The organism is Streptomyces sp. NPDC046881, from assembly GCF_040645015.1.
GTDB lineage: Bacteria > Actinomycetota > Actinomycetes > Streptomycetales > Streptomycetaceae > Streptomyces.
Map to the genome: position 1 here is coordinate 1 of NZ_JBEYXJ010000153.1, position 15,823 is coordinate 15,823.

Sequence of the window (15,823 nt, forward strand, 5' to 3'; positions counted from 1 at the left end):
GGGAACATGTCCTCGAACAGCTGCGGGATGGCCAGCTGGCCGTTGGTGACCTTCACCCCGGCCGCGATCGCCATGAAGCCCAGCAGGGCCAGCAGACCCAGCATGAGGGAGTACAGCGGCAGGATCGTGGTGTTGCGGCGGATCACCTCACGGCTCCTGGACGACAGGGTCGCGGTGATCGAGTGCGGGTACATGAACAGCGCCAGCGCGGAGCCGAGGGCCAGCGTGGCGTACGTCCACTGGTTCGCGTCCCCCGGCGCCAGCGCCCCGCGCGGCTTGCCGGTGGCCGGATTCACCTGGCTGAACGCCTCGCCCGCCTTGGCGAAGATGTCGTCGAAGCCGCCCAGCTTGATCGGGATGTAGATGATCGCCACCGCGATGACGATGTAGATCAGCGTGTCCTTGACGAACGCGATCAGGGCGGGGGCGCGCAGGCCGGAGGAGTAGGTGTAGGCGGCCAGCACACCGAAGGCGATGAGCAGCGGCAGGTCCTTGACGAACCAGTTGGTGTTCTCGCCGCCGCCGACGCCCATCACGTCCAGCACCGCCTGGATGCCGACCAGCTGGAGCGCGATGTACGGCATGGTCGCCAGGATGCCGGTCACTGCCACCGCCAGCGACAGACCCTTCGAGCCGAACCGGCCGCGCACGAAGTCGGAGGTGGTGACGTACCCGTGCCGGTGCGAGACCGACCACAGGCGCGGCAGGAAGGTGAAGATCAGCGGGTACACCAGGATCGTGTACGGCACAGCGAAGAAGCCGGCCGCGCCCGCCGCGTAGATCGCCGCCGGTACGGCGACGAAGGTGTACGCCGTGTACAGGTCACCGCCGAGCAGGAACCAGGTGATCCAGGTGCCGAAGGACCGGCCGCCCAGACCCCACTCGTCCAGGGACTGGTCGTTCTCGGCCCTGCGCCAGCGCGCGGCCAGGAACCCCATGACCGTGACGGCCAGGAAGAAGAAGATGAAGACGCCGAGCGCGACGCCGTTGACGCCGTCCTTCACTTCGCCGCACCCCCGTCCGCGCCCCGGCGGGCGCGCTGGTCACGCTGCCAGAGCTTGTAGGCCAGCATGGTGAGCGCGGTGGAGATCAGCACCCAGAGCATCTGGTACCAGTAGAAGAACGGGATCCCGATGAACGCGGGATCCGTCTTGGCGTACGAGCCGACCCACAGCATCGCCACGAAGGGCGCGACGAGACACAAGGCGATGATCACCCGGCCCGGTGTCACCACCGGCGGTCTCATTTCAGGCGTTTCGGACATGCCACGGCTCCGTCCCCTCGCTGATCACCTGTGTAATGCGCAGGCAATCTAGGTGACGCCGTCGTGGCAGTGGAAGACCTCGTCCGCATATCGGTATATCGATTCGGCGAACGTGCCCGGCAGTTACTCCGCGGGCCGCTTCAGCCGGGCCACGAACTTGTACCGGTCACCGCGGTACACCGAGCGCACCCACTCCACCGGCTGGCCCTCGCGGTCCAGCGAGTGACGGGAGAGCATCAGCATCGGCAGGCCCACGTCGGTGCCGAGCAGACCCGCCTCGCGCGGGGTGGCCAGGGAGGTCTCGATGGTCTCCTCGGCCTCGGCGAGGTGGACGTCGTAGACCTCGGCGAGCGCGGTGTACAGGGAGGTGTACTTGGCCAGCGAGCGCCTGAGCGCCGGGAAGCGCTTGGCGGACAGGTGGGTGGTCTCGATGGCCATCGGCTCGCCGTTGGCCATGCGCAGCCGCTCGATGCGCAGCACGCGCCCGCCGGGGGTGATGTCGAGCAGCTCGGCGAGCCGGTCGTCGGCGGTGACGTACCCGATGTCCAGCAGCTGCGAGGTCGGCTCCAGGCCCTGGGCGCGCATGTCCTCGGTGTAGGAGGTGAGCTGGAGGGCCTGGGAGACCTTCGGCTTGGCCACGAAGGTGCCCTTGCCCTGGATGCGTTCCAGCCGGCCCTCGACCACCAGCTCCTGCAGGGCCTGCCGCACGGTGGTGCGGGAGGTGTCGAACTCGGCGGCCAGCGTGCGCTCCGGCGGGACCGGCGTGCCCGGCGCCTGGGTCTCCGTCATGTCGAGCAGGTGCTTCTTCAAGCGGTAGTACTTGGGCACGCGCGCGGTACGGGTGGTGCCGGCCTCGTTCTCCGCACTGCTGACGTCGGTGCTCATGCTCTGCCTTCCCGGCTCCGAATGCCGAAAGCGACCGACAACCCCATCGGCCACGGCTCACATCGTGGCACGGGTTGTCGTCTCAGCACTCCACCCCGCACGCTCCGTGATCTCCTCTGTATACCGTCGCACCCGCTGCTGGTCTAGTCCATCGGGAGGGTGAGCGGCGCCGGCTCTCGGGTGGGAGCGGCGCCCCCGGGGCTAGATCCCCTGCCACTCCGGCTTGTGGGCGTAGGTGTGGCGGAAGTAGTCGGCCAGCTTCAGCTTGGACGCGGCGGCCTCGTCGACGACCACCGTGGCGTGCGGGTGCAGCTGGAGCGCGGAGGCGGGGCATACGGCGGCCACCGGCCCCTCGACGGTCGCGGCGACCGCGTCCGCCTTGCCCTCGCCGGTCGCCAGCAGCACCAGGTGCCGGGCCTCCAGGATCGTGCCGATGCCCTGGGTGATGACGTGGTGCGGGACCTGCTCGATGTCGCCGTCGAAGAAGCGGGCGTTGTCGATCCTGGTCTGCTCGGTCAGCGTCTTGATCCGGGTGCGCGAGGCGAGCGAGGAGCAGGGTTCGTTGAACCCGATGTGCCCGTCGGTCCCGATGCCGAGCAGCTGGAGGTCGACCCCGCCGGCCGCGGCGAGCGCGCGGTCGTACGCCTCGCACGCCGCCTGGACGTCCTCGGCGGTGCCGTCGGGTCCCAGGAACGCGTCCATGCCGATCCCGAGCGGCTCCAGCACCTCGCGGCGCAGCACCGAGCGGTAGGACTCGGGGTGCTCCGCGGGCAGCCCCACGTACTCGTCGAGCTGCGCTATCCGCGCCCGCGAGGCGTCCACGGCACCGGAGCGCACCTTGGCGGTCAGGGCCTGGTAGACGGGCAGTGGAGTGGAACCGGTGGCCACGCCGAGCAGGGCGTCCGGCCTGCGCCGCAGCAGCTGGGCCATGGCCTCGGCGATCAGCTCGCCGCCCGCGGCGGCGTCCGGAACGATGACAACTTCCACGCTGGGCCTGCCGTTCTGGAGAGGGCTCTGTGCGTCTCTATGTGGTTTAGACCAATCTAACAGAATCGACGTTCGATAGCATGGCGTTCGAGAGCATGGGAAGAGGGGCGAAGGACCGGGGAGACCGCCGGGCGGGGCCGGGGGCCGCGGGTGGAAATTGCCATGGCCATCTGGCCCCATGATTGACCCGGGCGGGCTAGGCTTCGTGGCATCGCGTGCCGTCGCTCCCTGTGCGCGGGACGCCTCCACACCATGGACACGCGTTCGTGGTCCAGTCCACAATCGCGTATGACAAGCCTCCGTCTTCCCCGCACAGGAAGGCGGATCGAGGAACCGGCGCTCTCTGCCCTGACTGCCCCGGCTCCTCGACCTTCGGCCGACCGGGACCGCACACCCCACGGCCGATGATGCTCCGGGCTGCGGTGCCGGGAGGGTTGAGGGTCCCTTCCAGGCGCCGCGGCCCGCGGGTGTTTTTCGGCCACCCGCGAGGCCCCGGGTACGCTCGCACACGTGCCCTCCATGAACGAGCTCGTACGCCAGCACACCGCCCTCGACGACTCCGATCTCGAGTGGCTCCACCTGCTGGTCTCGGAGTGGCAGCTGCTCTCCGACCTCTCCTTCGCCGACCTGGTGCTCTGGGTCCCCACCCGGGACGGCACCCGGTACGTCTCGGTCGCCCAGATGCGGCCGAACACCGGCCCGACCTCCTACCAGGACGACATGGTCGGCCACCTCGTCCCGCGCGGCCGGCGGCCCATGCTGGACGCGGCCCTGGACGAGGGCCGGATCGTGCGCGAGGGCGACCCGGAGTGGCGCGAGGAGGTCCCCGTACGGGTCGAGTCCATCCCCGTACGGCGTGAGGGCCGCGTCCTCGGCGTGATCGCCCGGAACACCAACCTGCTCACCGTGCGCACCCCGAGCCGCCTGGAGCTGACCTACCTGCAGAGCGCCTCCGACCTGGCACAGATGATCGCGGCCGGCTCCTTCCCGTTCCCGAACCAGCAGGTCGACATGGACGCCTCCCCGCGCGTCGGCGACGGCCTGATCCGGCTGGACGCGGACGGCATCGTCCAGTACGCCTCCCCGAACGCCCTGTCCGCCTACCACCGGCTCGGCCTCGCCGCCGACCTGGTCGGCCACCACCTCGGGCGGACCACCGCCGAACTCGCCCCGACCCGGGGACCGGTGGACGAGGCGCTCGCCAAGGTGGCCAGCGGCTGGGCGCCGCGCGAGTTCGAGATCGAGGCCCACGACGGCGTCATCCAGTTCCGCGCCATCCCGCTCAAGCCCAAGGGGACGCGCATCGGTTCGCTGGTGCTGCTCCGGGACGTCACCGAACTGCGGCGCCGCGAACGCGAGTTGATCACCAAGGACGCCACCATCCGGGAGATCCACCACCGGGTGAAGAACAACCTCCAGACGGTGGCCGCGCTGCTCCGGCTCCAGGCCCGGCGCATCGAGTCCGAGCGCGGCCGGGAGGCGCTGGAGGAGGCGGTCCGCCGCGTCGGGTCCATCGCCATCGTCCACGAGACGCTGTCCCAGAACCTGGACGAGCGGGTGGAGTTCGACGACATCGCCGACCGGGTGCTCGCCATGGTCGCCGAGATCTCCCCGGGCAAGGTGACCGGCCGGCGCAGCGGACGGTTCGGCATACTCGACGCCGAGGTCGCCACCCCGCTGTCCATGGTCCTCACCGAGATCCTGCAGAACGCCCTGGAGCACGGCTTCCGCGAAGGCGACACCGGCACGGTCGAGGTCTCGGCGGTCCGGGGCGGCACCACCAAGGAGGCCCGGCTGCTGGTCACCGTCCAGGACGACGGCGTGGGCCTGCCCGAGGACTTCGACCCGCACCGCTCGGGCAACCTCGGCCTGCAGATCGTACGGACGCTGGTGGAGGGCGAGTTGGGCGGCACGTTCGACATGGTGCCGGCGCCGGAGCGGGGGACCCGGGTGATCCTCGACATCCCGGTGCGCGCACAGAAGTGAGCCGACGGGCTCCCGGGAGAGCGGGCACAGCAAAAAGCCCCGGACCACCGTTGGTCCGAGGCTGATGCTCGTTGATGAACTGCGCGCTGCGGCTCGGGGGCGGGAGATGCGTACGTGCTGTGCGCGCCGCCAAGCTCAGGCTGTCAGCAGGGGTGGGTGTGTCAGGCGGAGGCCTGACGAGCCCGGTTGCGAGCGGCGCGGCGCTTCATGGCGCGGCGCTCGTCCTCGCTGAGACCACCCCAGACGCCGGAGTCCTGGCCGGACTCGAGCGCCCACTGCAGACACTGCTCGATCACCGGGCAGCGACGGCAGACGGCCTTGGCTTCCTCGATCTGCAGCAGCGCAGGACCGGTGTTGCCGATGGGGAAGAAGAGCTCGGGGTCTTCCTCGCGGCAAACGGCGTTGTGACGCCAGTCCATGGCTGCTACCTCTCCTTGGTATTACGTGCAAGTTGCTTGTGAATGTGAACGCTTTCACGAATCCCTCAACAAGTGAAGGGCCGACCGCCGAGTCTTCACCCGGCGTGGTCCTGTGTTTGTAGAGGGGTTCCGGTGATCAGTGGAGGCCGGTGTTGCGGGCCGTCCCGATCGCCACGTAGAGACTCGCAAACCTCAGCGGCGGATACAACCCCTTCCGGAAAGTTTTTTTTGATTCCTCGGTGTCGACTAGGTCACAGCCGTACTTCCATGGGGTGGATCCTGGCCTAAACGTTCGAGTGAAAGGACTTTCGCCCGTTCCGCTCACACAATCACACGCAGTGCACGGCGTACGCCTGTGAACGTCACGCTCGTACGCAGCCCGAGGTGGTCACCGTCCATCTGCAGGGGCAGGGGCACCTTCGAATGCAAGGTGAACTGGTCCAGATCGTGCAGGGAGAGGGCGTGCTTGCCCTGTGGACCCCGCTCGGGGGACGAAGTGAGCAACTGGGTGCCATACCGGGCAACCGCGGCGGTCGACAGACGGCTGAGACCGAGTACGTCGATGCCGGTGTCGAACGAGGCCTTAGGTGACGTATACATGGGGCGATTGCCGAGATACGTCCATGGAGACGTGTTCGAGACTATCGCCACGACGAGATCCTCGACCGGATCCGCGCCGGGCCGTTCGAGCGTGATCGTGCCGTGCCGCCGGTTCGGCTCGCCGAGGAACTGCCGGACCACTTGACGGACGTAGAGCGCGTGCGTCGACTTCTTCCCGCGCTCGCGCTGCTGCTCGACCCGGCCTACCACGCCCGCGTCGAACCCGAGCCCGGCGTTGAACGTGAACCAGCGGGCCGGTACCGCCTCGTCCTCGGTGCCCGGCGTGCCCGAGGTCAGCCCGAGCCCGACGACCCGCTCGCTGCCCTCGCGCAGCGCGTCCAGCAGGGCGCCGGTGGCCTCGACGGGGTCGTTGGGCAGGCCCAGGGCGCGGGCGAAGACGTTCGTGGAGCCGCCGGGGACGACGGCGAGGCCGGGGAGGCGGTCCGGGGCGGGGCCGGCGTGCAGGAGGCCGTTGACGACCTCGTTGACCGTGCCGTCGCCGCCGAGGGCCACCACCAGGTCGATGTCGTCGCTCTCCGCCGCCTGCCGGCCGAGGTCACGGGCGTGGCCGCGGTACTCGGTGGTGACCGCCTCCAGTTTCATCTCGCTGGCCAGCGCGTGGATCAGCACATCGCGTCTGCGTGCGCTTGTGGTGGTTGCCGCCGGATTGACCACGAGGAGTGCACGCATGCATGGCAGCGTACCTACTGGGGGGTATCGGGCCCATACCGAGGTAGGGATCCGGTAAGAGACCGGGGCGTGAGCCTGGACACTCGGGGGCGCGGGGCACGGCGGCGCGCCCGCGGGGGAGGGCTACCCTGCTGGGGTGAGCAGTCAGCAGACCCCCGCCCCGGACACCGCCGAAGCCGTCGCACCCGCGGGGCCGCGCCCGCGCCGGCTGACGTACGCGGCGGTGCTGGCCGCGCTGGAGGGCACCGCCCTGCTGGCCGGCGGCCTGTGGGTGCTCGTCCTCGGACTCACCGGCGCCCCGGACGACCGGCAGCAGGCCGTGACCCTCGGGATCACCCTGGCCGTCCTCGCGCTGCTGCCGCTGCTCGCCGCGCGCGGTCTGCTGCTGCGCCGCGGCTGGAGCCGGGGCCCCGCGGTGATCACCCAGGTCATGGCGCTTCCGGTGGCCTACAACCTGCTCCGGGCCGACAGCATGGCCATCCCGGTCGGCATCGTCCTCGCGGTGGTCGCCGTGGCGGCGCTGGTGCTGCTCGTCAACGGCGAGACGACCCGGGCCCTCGGGATCAAGGGACCGGGCCGGGCCGAGTAGCCGCCCCGGACGGCGCTCACTCCTCGACGAGGAGCTTCTCCCGCAGCTGGGCCAGCGTGCGGGCCAGCAGCCGGGAGACGTGCATCTGCGAGATGCCGACCTCCTGCGCGATCTGCGACTGGGTCATGTTCCCGAAGAAGCGCAGCAGCAGGATCCGCTTCTCGCGCGGCGGCAGGTCCTCCAGCAGCGGCTTGAGGGACTCGCGGTACTCCACGCCCTCCAGCGCCTCGTCCTCGGCGCCCAGGGTGTCGGCGACCGCCGGCGACTCGTCGTCCGTGTCCGGGACGTCCAGGGACAGCGTGGAGTACGCGTTCGCGGACTCCAGGCCCTCCAGGACCTCCTCCTCGGAGATGGCGAGCTTCTCGGCCAGCTCGTGGACCGTCGGGGAGCGGCCGTGCAGCTGGGACAGCTCGGCCGTGGCGGTGGTCAGCGAGAGCCGCAGCTCCTGCAGCCGGCGCGGCACCCGGACCGCCCAGCCCTTGTCGCGGAAGTGGCGCTTGATCTCGCCGACCACGGTCGGGGTGGCGTACGTGGAGAACTCCACACCGCGCTCGGGGTCGAACCGGTCGACGGACTTGATCAGACCGATCGTGGCGACCTGGGTGAGGTCGTCCAGCGGCTCGCCGCGGTTGCGGAACCGGCGCGCCAGGTGCTCCACGAGCGGCAGGTGCATACGGACCAGCTGGTTGCGCAGCTCCGCGTACTCCGCGCTGCCCGCGTTCAGCTTGCGCAGCTCCACGAACTTCGCCCGCGCCCCGCTGCGGTCCTGAGGGCCGTGCTGCACGGCCTGCACGGCCTCCGCGCCCGGCGCCTCGTCCTCGGCGTACCGCTCGTGCTCGCTCATCGTCCCGCCCGTAGCCCTTCCCCGAGCCGTGGCCCCCGCTCGGACGCCGGGATCGGCGCCGTCGCGTGCCTCCGGTGGCGTGCCCTCTCCGGCACCGTCACCGTCGACCCGCGCGGAGTCGCCCTCCGGGTGCGGCCTGGCCTGCTCGGGGATGCCGTCGATGCCGTCCGCCATGCGCCGGGATCCGTCCCGGGGGCCCGCCCCGGAGGTCTCGGCGCTGCTCGACCAGGGGGCACCCCCGTCCCCGGTCGGCAGCTCGCGCGTGCCGCGCTCTTCGTCCCGCACCGGCCCGTCCCCGTTCCTCACGCCGGCCCGGGGCCGGCGCCGCGCTGTTTGTAGAGGCTGATCGACACCGTCTTGTCCTCGTCCACGGCGGACGAGACCTTGCCCGCCAGGGCCGACAGCACGGTCCAGGCGAAGGTGTCCCGCGAGGGGGCGTGGCCGTCCGTGGTCGGCGCCGACACCGTGACTTCCAGCGAGTCGTCGACGAGCCGGAAGACACAGCTGAGCACCGAGCCGGGGACGGCCTGCTGGAGCAGGATCGCGCAGGCCTCGTCGACGGCGATGCGCAGGTCCTCGATCTCGTCCAGGGTGAAGTCCAAGCGGGCCGCGAGACCGGCCGTGGCCGTCCGCAGCACCGACAGGTAGGCACCCGCAGCCGGCAGCCGGACTTCCACGAAGTCCTGGTTCGCCGCGGGCTCGCCTGCGATCTGGGACACCCTCACCTCCATGGTGGTACAAGCTTTACGGGGCCGAGGGTCGCCCCCCGGGGTAACGCACATGTGGTTCAAGCGGTGACGCTATCGCGCTCCGAACGTTCCTGTCCCGGGACCCCAACCCCCTGGCGTCACTCACAGTAAAGCTGTGGATACGCTCCGTGTCTAGAGGGTTTGCGGGCCCAAAAGGGAAGAGCGCGCGCCGGGTTGACGTACCCAGACGTCAGACGCTCGAACCGTCGTGCGGCAGCCGCCGCATGCAGTGTCACACGAGAACGCGGTCGGACGGGAACACTCAGACGAGCACGTGGTCGACGAAGCACCACCGCCAGTCCTCGCCGGGCTCGAAGGTCCGCATCACCGGGTGACCGGATTGCGCGTGGTGCTCCGTCGCGTGCCGCCCCGGCGAGGAGTCGCAGCAGCCGACGTGGCCACAGGTCAGGCACAGCCGCAGCTGTACCGGGTGCGTGCCGTCGCGCAGGCACTCGGGACAGGTCTCGTCGAGGGGCTCCGGTTCCGGGTGCGGCAGCGCGTCGGCGTGCGTGCACTGTTTCATGATTGCCAGATTACGACGGGTGTGCGGGTGGCCGCGCGAAGACGAGGGTGGGCGAGGACCATGGACGTGATGCCCCTGCTGTTGCTGGTGGCGGGCAGTGCCGCGGTGGCCGGGGCGGCCCGGCGCACCCCCGTGCCGGCGCCGCTGCTGCTGGTCGCGGCGGGTCTGGCGGTCTCGTACGTCCCCGGGGTGCCGTCCTACACCCTCGATCCGCACGTCGTCCTGCCGCTGCTGCTGCCCCCGCTGCTGTACACCTCCGCGAGCGACAGCTCCTACCTCGACCTGCGGGCGCAGCTGCGGCCGGTGGCGCTGCTCTCCGTGGGCTACGTGCTCTTCGCGACCGTCGTGGTCGGCTGGGCCGCCTATCTGCTGGTCCCCGGGCTGTCGCTGCCCGCGGCGCTGGTGCTGGGCGCGGTGGTGGCCCCGCCGGACGCGGTGGCCGCCACGGCGGTCGCGCGCCGGGTCGGCCTGCCCTCCCGGATCACCACCATCCTCCAGGGCGAGTCCCTGCTGAACGACGCCACGGCGATCACCGCCTACAAGGTGGCTCTCGGCGCCGCCGTCGGCGCGGGCGCCACCTGGGCGGGCGCCATCGGCGAGTTCGCGCTCGCCGCGGTCGGCGGTGTCGGCATCGGCCTCGTCCTGATGGCGCCCCTGCACTGGCTGCGCACGCACCTGACCGAGCCCCTGCTGCAGAACACGCTCTCGCTGCTGATCCCGTTCGTGGCCTACGGGGTCGCCGAGCAGGCGCACGCCTCCGGGGTGCTCGCGGTCGTGGTCGTCGCCCTCTACCTCAGCCACCGCGCGTGGGAGGTCGACTTCGCCACCCGGCTCCAGGAGGAGGCGGTGTGGAAGATGGTCGCCTTCGTCCTGGAGTCCGCGGTGTTCGCGCTGATCGGCCTCCAGCTGCCTATCGTCCTGAAGCGGCTCGGCGAGTACGAGGGCGGTGCCGCCGCCTGGTACGCGTTCGCCGTCTTCCTGGTCGTGGTGGTGGCCCGGTTCGTCTGGGTCTACCCCGCCACCTTCCTGCCCCGGCTGATGTCGGCGCGCATCAGGGAGCGCGAGGCCGACCCCACCTGGCGGGGCGCCATGGTCATCTCGTGGGCCGGGATGCGCGGGGTGGTCTCGCTGGCCATCGCCTTCGCCATCCCGTCGAGCATGGCCGCCGGCCCCCGCAACCTGATCCTCTTCCTGACCTTCACCACCGTCATCGGCACCCTCGTCGTCCAGGGCGTGACGCTGCCGCCGCTGATCCGGCTGCTGAGGTTCCCCGGCCGCGACCGGCAGGCCGAGACGCTCGCCGAGGCCAACGCCCAGGCGCAGGCCTCGCGGGCCGCGGAGGCCCGGCTCGACGAACTCCTCGCCGACGAGCGCAACGCCCTGCCGCCGCCGCTCGCCGACCGGCTGCGCAGTGTCCTGGAGCGCCGCCGCAACGCCGTCTGGGAGCGGCTCGGCCAGGTCAACCCGGTCACCGGCGAGTCCGCGGACGACACCTACCGCCGGCTGTCCCGGGAGATGATCAGCGCCGAGCGCGCGGTCTTCGTCAAGCTGCGCGACCTGCGCTACATCGACGACGAGATGCTGCGCGCGCTGCTGCGACGCCTGGACCTGGAGGAGGCGGCGGCCTTCCGGGAGGCCGCTTAGCGTCCCGGGGCGGCCGTCCCCGGTTCCGGGAACGGCCGCCCGGTGACGACGGCGGCGATCGTCGTCCCGCGCGCGAAGGCGCCCTCCTGCGCCAGGGCGGCGAGCCCATAGAGCAATTTGGCGACATAGAGACGCTCGACGGGCAGTCCGTGGCGCTGCTCGAAGTCCTGTGCGAACGCCTCCAGTTCCGGGGTCGTGCGGGCGTAACCCCCGCAGTGGAAGCGGTCGTCCAGGGACCACGTGCCGCTGCGGGCGCCGAAGGCACGTTCCTGCAGGGCCTGTACGTCGGCTTCCAGGAAGCCGCCCTTCAGGACCGGTACGCCCAGCGCCCGCTGGCCGTCCGCCAGTCCGGCGGCGAGGCCCGCGAGGGTGCCGCCGGTGCCGCAGGCGACCGCGACGACGTCGGCGTGGCCGCGCAGTTCCGTGCCGAGGGCGCGGCAGCCGCGGACCGCCTCGGCGTTGCTGCCGCCTTCGGGCACGACGTACGCGTCCTCGGCACCGGCCGCGCGCAGGATCCGGGCCAGGGTCCGAGGCTCGGTCTTGCGGCGGTACGTCGATCTGTCGACGAAGTGCAGCCGCATGCCGTCGGCCGCGCACCGGGCCAGGGACGGGTTCAGCGGGCGGCCGGCCAGCTCCTGACCGCGGACCACGCCCGTGGTCGGCAGGCCCAGCAGGCGGCCCGCGGCGGCGGTGGCGCGCAGGTGGTTGGAGTAGGCCCCGCCGAAGGTGACCAGCGGGCGGCCCGCGGCCGCGGCGAGGTTCGGCACGAGTTTGCGCCACTTGTTGCCGATGAGGTCGGGATGGACGAGGTCGTCGCGCTTGAGCAGCAGCCGCAGCGCGTGGCGTCCGAACCGGCTGTCCCGCACCTCCTGCAGGGGGGAGGGCAGACGGGGGGCGAACGGGTCCGGGCTGGTCACCGCTTCATTGTCGCCCGGCCTCCGCTCCCGCGACCCTAGTCCTTCAGCCGTTCCCGTACCCGTTCCCTCAGCCACGCCATCGAGAAGCCCCGCGGATCCACCTTCCCCGGCTGCCACTCCCGGTGGCCGATGACCGACCGTTCCGTCCACCCGTGGTGCCGGCACAGTGCCGCGGCGGCCCGTTCGATCGCCTCCAGCTGCTGCGGCGGCCACGGGTCCTCCCCGTCGCCGAGGTTCTCGCACTCGAAGCCGTAGAAGTGCCGGTTGCCGTCGGTGTTGGCCTCGTTGTCCGGCGGCAGGCCCTTCTCGGCGATCACCGCGCGCAGCACCTCGTCGTCACCGAGCCCGGCGTGGTTGGCCCGGCCGTAGCCGACCAGGTGGACCGTGCCGTCCTTGGTGATCACGCCGTGGCACAGCGGCCCCGGCAGCTCCGGGTAGCCGTCGCGGCACAGCTCCACCGTCCGCGCGCCGCCCCGGGTCACCGTGTGGTGGATCATCACGCCGTGCACCGGCCCCCAGGGGCCCTTGTGGTTGCGGTTGTGGTGCCGCCAGTCGCCGACCTCCACGACCGTGACGCCCTCCGCCCTGAGCGCGTGCAGGAATCCGTTTGCCGACATGGGTGCGGCCATACCCGACTCCTTCGTGCCGTGCCGTCCGGCCGCCGGTCGCGGCCGGGTGTCCTGCCCCGTTCAACGAAGCCGGACGTCGCCCCGTTCAACGAGGCCGGACTCCGGGGGACGCGCCGTTCGTACGGTGTGCGAGCCGATCCGGACAACCGGCGGGGAGCGGGGGCCGGAACGAGATCCCTCTTCGTGCCCAGTAGTCCGATGATCCATTCCCGCTCTTTCGGGTTATGGCGCGCTCACGGTCCGTGCTGGAACGCTCGAAGGCGAGACCGGTGCCCGTGCGATCCGGCACCGGGCGTACATGGGAGGCATTTCTCTATGTCGGTAGGCGAAGAGGTCCGCACGGATCAGGGCAAGCCGCAGCAGTCCCTCGGGACGGCGGCAGCGCGGAACCTGGCCACCACCACCAAGTCCGTTCCGCAGATGCAGGAGATCAGCTCCCGCTGGCTGCTGCGCACGCTTCCCTGGGTGGACGTCCAGGGCGGCACCTACCGGGTGAACCGGCGGCTGACGTACGCCGTCGGCGACGGCCGGATCACCTTCGTGAAGACGGGTGACCAGGTGGAGGTCATCCCGAACGAACTGGGCGAGCTGCCGGCCCTGCGGTCCTACGGGGACGAGGAGGTGCTGACGGAGCTGGCCCGGCGCTGCCGGCAGCGCGACTTCGCGGCCGGCGAGGTGATCGCCGACTTCGGCAACCGGACGGACGAGGTCTACCTGCTCGCCCACGGCCGCGTGGAGAAGGTCGGCACGGGTCCCTACGGCGACGACGCGGTGCTCGGCGTCCTCGCCGACGGCGCCTACTTCGGCGACCAGGCGCTGCTCGACCCGGAGGCGATCTGGGAGTACACCGTCCGCGCGGACACCCCGACCACCGTGCTGATCCTCAGCCGCCAGGACTTCGAGCAGGTCGCCGAGCGCGCCGACTCGCTGCGCGCCCACCTCGAACAGCTGCGCTCGATCCCCGAGCAGCGGACCAACAAGTACGGCGAGAAGGAGGTCGAGCTGGCGGCCGGCCACTCCGGCGAGCCCGACATCCCGCACACCTTCGTGGACTACGAGGCGCGGCCCCGCGAGTACGAACTCAGCATCGCCCAGACCGTGCTGCGCATCCACTCGCGCGTGGCCGACCTGTACAACCAGCCGATGAACCAGACCGAGCAGCAGCTGCGGCTGACGGTCGAGGCGCTGAAGGAGCGCCAGGAGCACGAGCTGGTCAACAACCCGGAGTTCGGTCTGCTCAGCAACTGCGAGTACGACCAGCGGATCCAGCCGCACGACGGCGTGCCCAGCCCGGACGACCTGGACGAGCTGCTCAGCCGCCGCCGGGGCACCAAGCTGCTCCTGGCCCACCCGCGCGCGATCGCCGCGATCGGGCGGGAGCTGAACAAGCGGGGACTGGTCCCGGAGACCATCGACATCTCCGGCAACCGCATCCCCACCTGGCGCGGGGTCCCGATCTACCCGTGCAACAAGATCCCGATCAGCGAGGCCCGTACCACCTCCATCATCGCGATGCGTACCGGAGAGGCCGACCAGGGTGTCATCGGCCTCAGGCAGTCCGGCATCCCGGACGAGATCGAGCCGAGCCTGTCGGTCCGGTTCATGGGCATCAACGAACAGGCCATCATCAAGTACCTGGTGACGGCGTACTACTCGGCCGCCGTCCTGGTGCCCGACGCGCTCGGCGTGCTGGAGAACGTCGAGATCGGCCGGTGGAGGTGACGTCTCCGCACGTCGCGGCCGTGTCCCCGCCCGCCGGCCCGGGTAGGCCCTCGGGGTATGCGTCCGGCGGGGCCGGTGGCGCCGGCCTCCGCGGACCTGGCGAGGGGGAGGCATGGCCGAGTTCGTGACGGAGACCGAAGAACGCTCCTCCGGTGTGCCGCGTCCCGGCACGGCGGAGGAGCCGCGGGAGAAGACCGGGGAGGCCGGCGGCCCGCCCGACGCGCAGGAGGCGGCGGTCCAGCTGGAGCGCACCCGGGCGCTGGTCGACCCGGAGCTGCGCGCGGCCGTGGGATCGCTGCCCGGTGCCATGCGCCGGACCGGGCTGTACCACTTCGGCTGGCAGCACGCCGACGGCAGCCCGGCCGAGGGCCACGCGGGCAAGGCGATCAGGCCGGCGCTGGTCCTGGCGGCCGCCGCCGCGCTCGGCGGGCCGGCGGCCCGGACGGCGGCCGTGCGGGCGGCGGCGGCGGTCGAGCTGGTCCACAACTTCACACTGGTGCACGACGACGTGATGGACCGGGACACCACCCGCCGGCACCGGCCGACGGTGTGGACCGTGTTCGGCGACGCCGACGCGATCCTCGCCGGGGACGCCCTCCAGGCGCTGGCCTTCCGGCTGCTCGCCGAGGACCCGCACCCGGCCTCCGCCCCGGCCGCGGCCCGGCTCGCGGCCTGTGTCGTGGAGCTGTGCGAGGGCCAGCACGCCGACACGGACCTGGAGCGGCGCGCACCGGAGGCGGTCACCCTGGAGGAGGTGCTCGTCATGGCGGAGGCGAAGACCGGGGCCCTGCTGGGCTGCGCCTGCGCCCTCGGCGCGCTGTACGCGGGCGCGGGCGAGGAGGAGGTGGCCGCGCTGGACGGCTTCGGCCGCCAGGCCGGGCTCGCCTTCCAGCTGATCGACGACGTCATCGGGATATGGGGCGACCCCCGGCACACCGGTAAGCCGGCCGGCGCGGATCTGGCCGCCCGCAAGAAGTCCCTGCCGGTGGTGGCGGCGCTGACCTCCGGCACCCCGGCGGCGGCCGAACTCGCCGCGCTCTACGGGAGGCCGTACCCGGAGGGGGAGGCGGCGGCCGGGGAGATCGCGCGTACGGCACTGGCGGTGGAGCGGGCCGGCGGCCGGGACTGGGCGCAGGCCGAGGCGGCCGACCGGATGGCCCGGGCCATGCAGGAACTGGCGCGCGCGGTCCCCGATCCCGAGGCGGCGGGCGGTCTGCTGGCGCTCGCCGAGTTCGTCACCCGGCGCACCAGCTGAGGGCCGCCCGTCCCGGCGGCCCGAGAAGGCCCCGGAGTCCCCGGCCCGTGCGGCTCCTGACCCCGCACGGACACCGGGGGCTCCGGTCGGGCGGCCCCGCGCACCCCCACAGTGCGCGGG

At 71.5% G+C, this 15,823-nt stretch carries 15 protein-coding genes and 1 pseudogene; 5 read left to right on the plus strand and 11 right to left on the minus strand.

Translation table 11 applies throughout. From position 1 onward, the window contains the following. The 4 genes and pseudogenes from ABZ923_RS38085 to nagB form a co-directional block, all read right to left on the minus strand. Positions 1-1,004, minus strand: a pseudogene (locus ABZ923_RS38085) (sodium:solute symporter); the annotation flags it as partial. Further along, positions 1,001-1,264 (minus strand): DUF3311 domain-containing protein, encoded by a 264-nt coding sequence (locus ABZ923_RS38090; RefSeq protein ID WP_361481899.1) that lies wholly within the window; start codon positions 1,262-1,264, stop codon positions 1,001-1,003. The gene ABZ923_RS38090 and the pseudogene ABZ923_RS38085, both read right to left, overlap by 4 nt. Positions 1,265-1,387: 123 nt before the next feature. Continuing rightward, a complete protein-coding gene (locus ABZ923_RS38095) occupies positions 1,388-2,149 on the minus strand; it encodes a GntR family transcriptional regulator (protein WP_361481902.1) in 762 nt (253 codons plus the stop codon). A gap of 201 nt (positions 2,150-2,350) precedes the next feature. After that, on the minus strand, positions 2,351-3,136 hold the full coding sequence (gene nagB / locus ABZ923_RS38100) for a glucosamine-6-phosphate deaminase (RefSeq protein WP_361481905.1): 786 nt from the start codon (positions 3,134-3,136) through the stop codon (positions 2,351-2,353). A gap of 510 nt (positions 3,137-3,646) precedes the next feature. On the opposite strand from nagB, the gene ABZ923_RS38105 reads away from it, so the two are divergent. Next, positions 3,647-5,122 (plus strand): PAS domain-containing sensor histidine kinase, encoded by a 1,476-nt coding sequence (locus ABZ923_RS38105; RefSeq protein WP_361481908.1) that lies wholly within the window; start codon positions 3,647-3,649, stop codon positions 5,120-5,122. A 161-nt stretch (positions 5,123-5,283) separates the two neighbouring features. Here ABZ923_RS38105 and ABZ923_RS38110 read toward each other — a convergent pair whose 3' ends face one another. After that, positions 5,284-5,541, minus strand: coding sequence for a WhiB family transcriptional regulator (locus tag ABZ923_RS38110; RefSeq protein ID WP_003992873.1), 258 nt, complete (start codon positions 5,539-5,541; stop codon positions 5,284-5,286). A 321-nt stretch (positions 5,542-5,862) separates the two neighbouring features. Continuing rightward, positions 5,863-6,831 (minus strand): diacylglycerol kinase family protein, encoded by a 969-nt coding sequence (locus ABZ923_RS38115; protein ID WP_361481911.1) that lies wholly within the window; start codon positions 6,829-6,831, stop codon positions 5,863-5,865. Between the two features lie 136 nt (positions 6,832-6,967). On the opposite strand from ABZ923_RS38115, the gene ABZ923_RS38120 reads away from it, so the two are divergent. Next, on the plus strand, positions 6,968-7,420 hold the full coding sequence (locus ABZ923_RS38120) for a hypothetical protein (RefSeq protein ID WP_361481914.1): 453 nt from the start codon (positions 6,968-6,970) through the stop codon (positions 7,418-7,420). A 16-nt stretch (positions 7,421-7,436) separates the two neighbouring features. Here ABZ923_RS38120 and ABZ923_RS38125 read toward each other — a convergent pair whose 3' ends face one another. The 3 genes from ABZ923_RS38125 to ABZ923_RS38135 all read right to left on the minus strand — a co-directional run bounded on the left by ABZ923_RS38125 (position 7,437) and on the right by ABZ923_RS38135 (position 9,536). Further along, complete coding sequence (locus ABZ923_RS38125; RefSeq protein ID WP_361481917.1) at positions 7,437-8,570, minus strand: RNA polymerase sigma factor SigF; 1,134 nt, start codon at positions 8,568-8,570, stop codon at positions 7,437-7,439. After that, positions 8,567-8,983: an anti-sigma regulatory factor gene (locus tag ABZ923_RS38130; RefSeq protein WP_009190566.1), complete on the minus strand. Its 417-nt coding sequence runs from the start codon at positions 8,981-8,983 to the stop codon at positions 8,567-8,569. The genes ABZ923_RS38125 and ABZ923_RS38130 overlap by 4 nt, the downstream gene beginning before the upstream one ends. Positions 8,984-9,275: 292 nt before the next feature. After that, positions 9,276-9,536, minus strand: coding sequence for a UBP-type zinc finger domain-containing protein (locus ABZ923_RS38135; protein WP_361481920.1), 261 nt, complete (start codon positions 9,534-9,536; stop codon positions 9,276-9,278). A 60-nt stretch (positions 9,537-9,596) separates the two neighbouring features. Between ABZ923_RS38135 and ABZ923_RS38140 the strand changes: the two genes are divergently transcribed. Then, complete coding sequence (locus tag ABZ923_RS38140; RefSeq protein WP_361481922.1) at positions 9,597-11,180, plus strand: Na+/H+ antiporter; 1,584 nt, start codon at positions 9,597-9,599, stop codon at positions 11,178-11,180. Here ABZ923_RS38140 and ABZ923_RS38145 read toward each other — a convergent pair. Continuing rightward, the gene (locus ABZ923_RS38145) at positions 11,177-12,097 is read right to left on the minus strand and encodes a pyridoxal-phosphate dependent enzyme (protein ID WP_361481925.1); all 921 of its coding nucleotides are present in this window, start codon (positions 12,095-12,097) and stop codon (positions 11,177-11,179) included. The genes ABZ923_RS38140 and ABZ923_RS38145 overlap by 4 nt on opposite strands. A gap of 35 nt (positions 12,098-12,132) precedes the next feature. Then, positions 12,133-12,726, minus strand: coding sequence for an N-acetylmuramoyl-L-alanine amidase (locus tag ABZ923_RS38150; RefSeq protein WP_361481927.1), 594 nt, complete (start codon positions 12,724-12,726; stop codon positions 12,133-12,135). A 315-nt stretch (positions 12,727-13,041) separates the two neighbouring features. Here ABZ923_RS38150 and ABZ923_RS38155 point away from each other — a divergent pair, with 315 nt between their 5' ends. Together ABZ923_RS38155 and ABZ923_RS38160 are read left to right on the plus strand one after the other, a co-directional pair. Beyond that, positions 13,042-14,448 (plus strand): family 2B encapsulin nanocompartment shell protein, encoded by a 1,407-nt coding sequence (locus ABZ923_RS38155; RefSeq protein WP_361481930.1) that lies wholly within the window; start codon positions 13,042-13,044, stop codon positions 14,446-14,448. A 112-nt stretch (positions 14,449-14,560) separates the two neighbouring features. Beyond that, positions 14,561-15,703 (plus strand): family 2 encapsulin nanocompartment cargo protein polyprenyl transferase, encoded by a 1,143-nt coding sequence (locus tag ABZ923_RS38160; RefSeq protein WP_361481933.1) that lies wholly within the window; start codon positions 14,561-14,563, stop codon positions 15,701-15,703. Positions 15,704-15,823 lie beyond the last annotated feature (120 nt).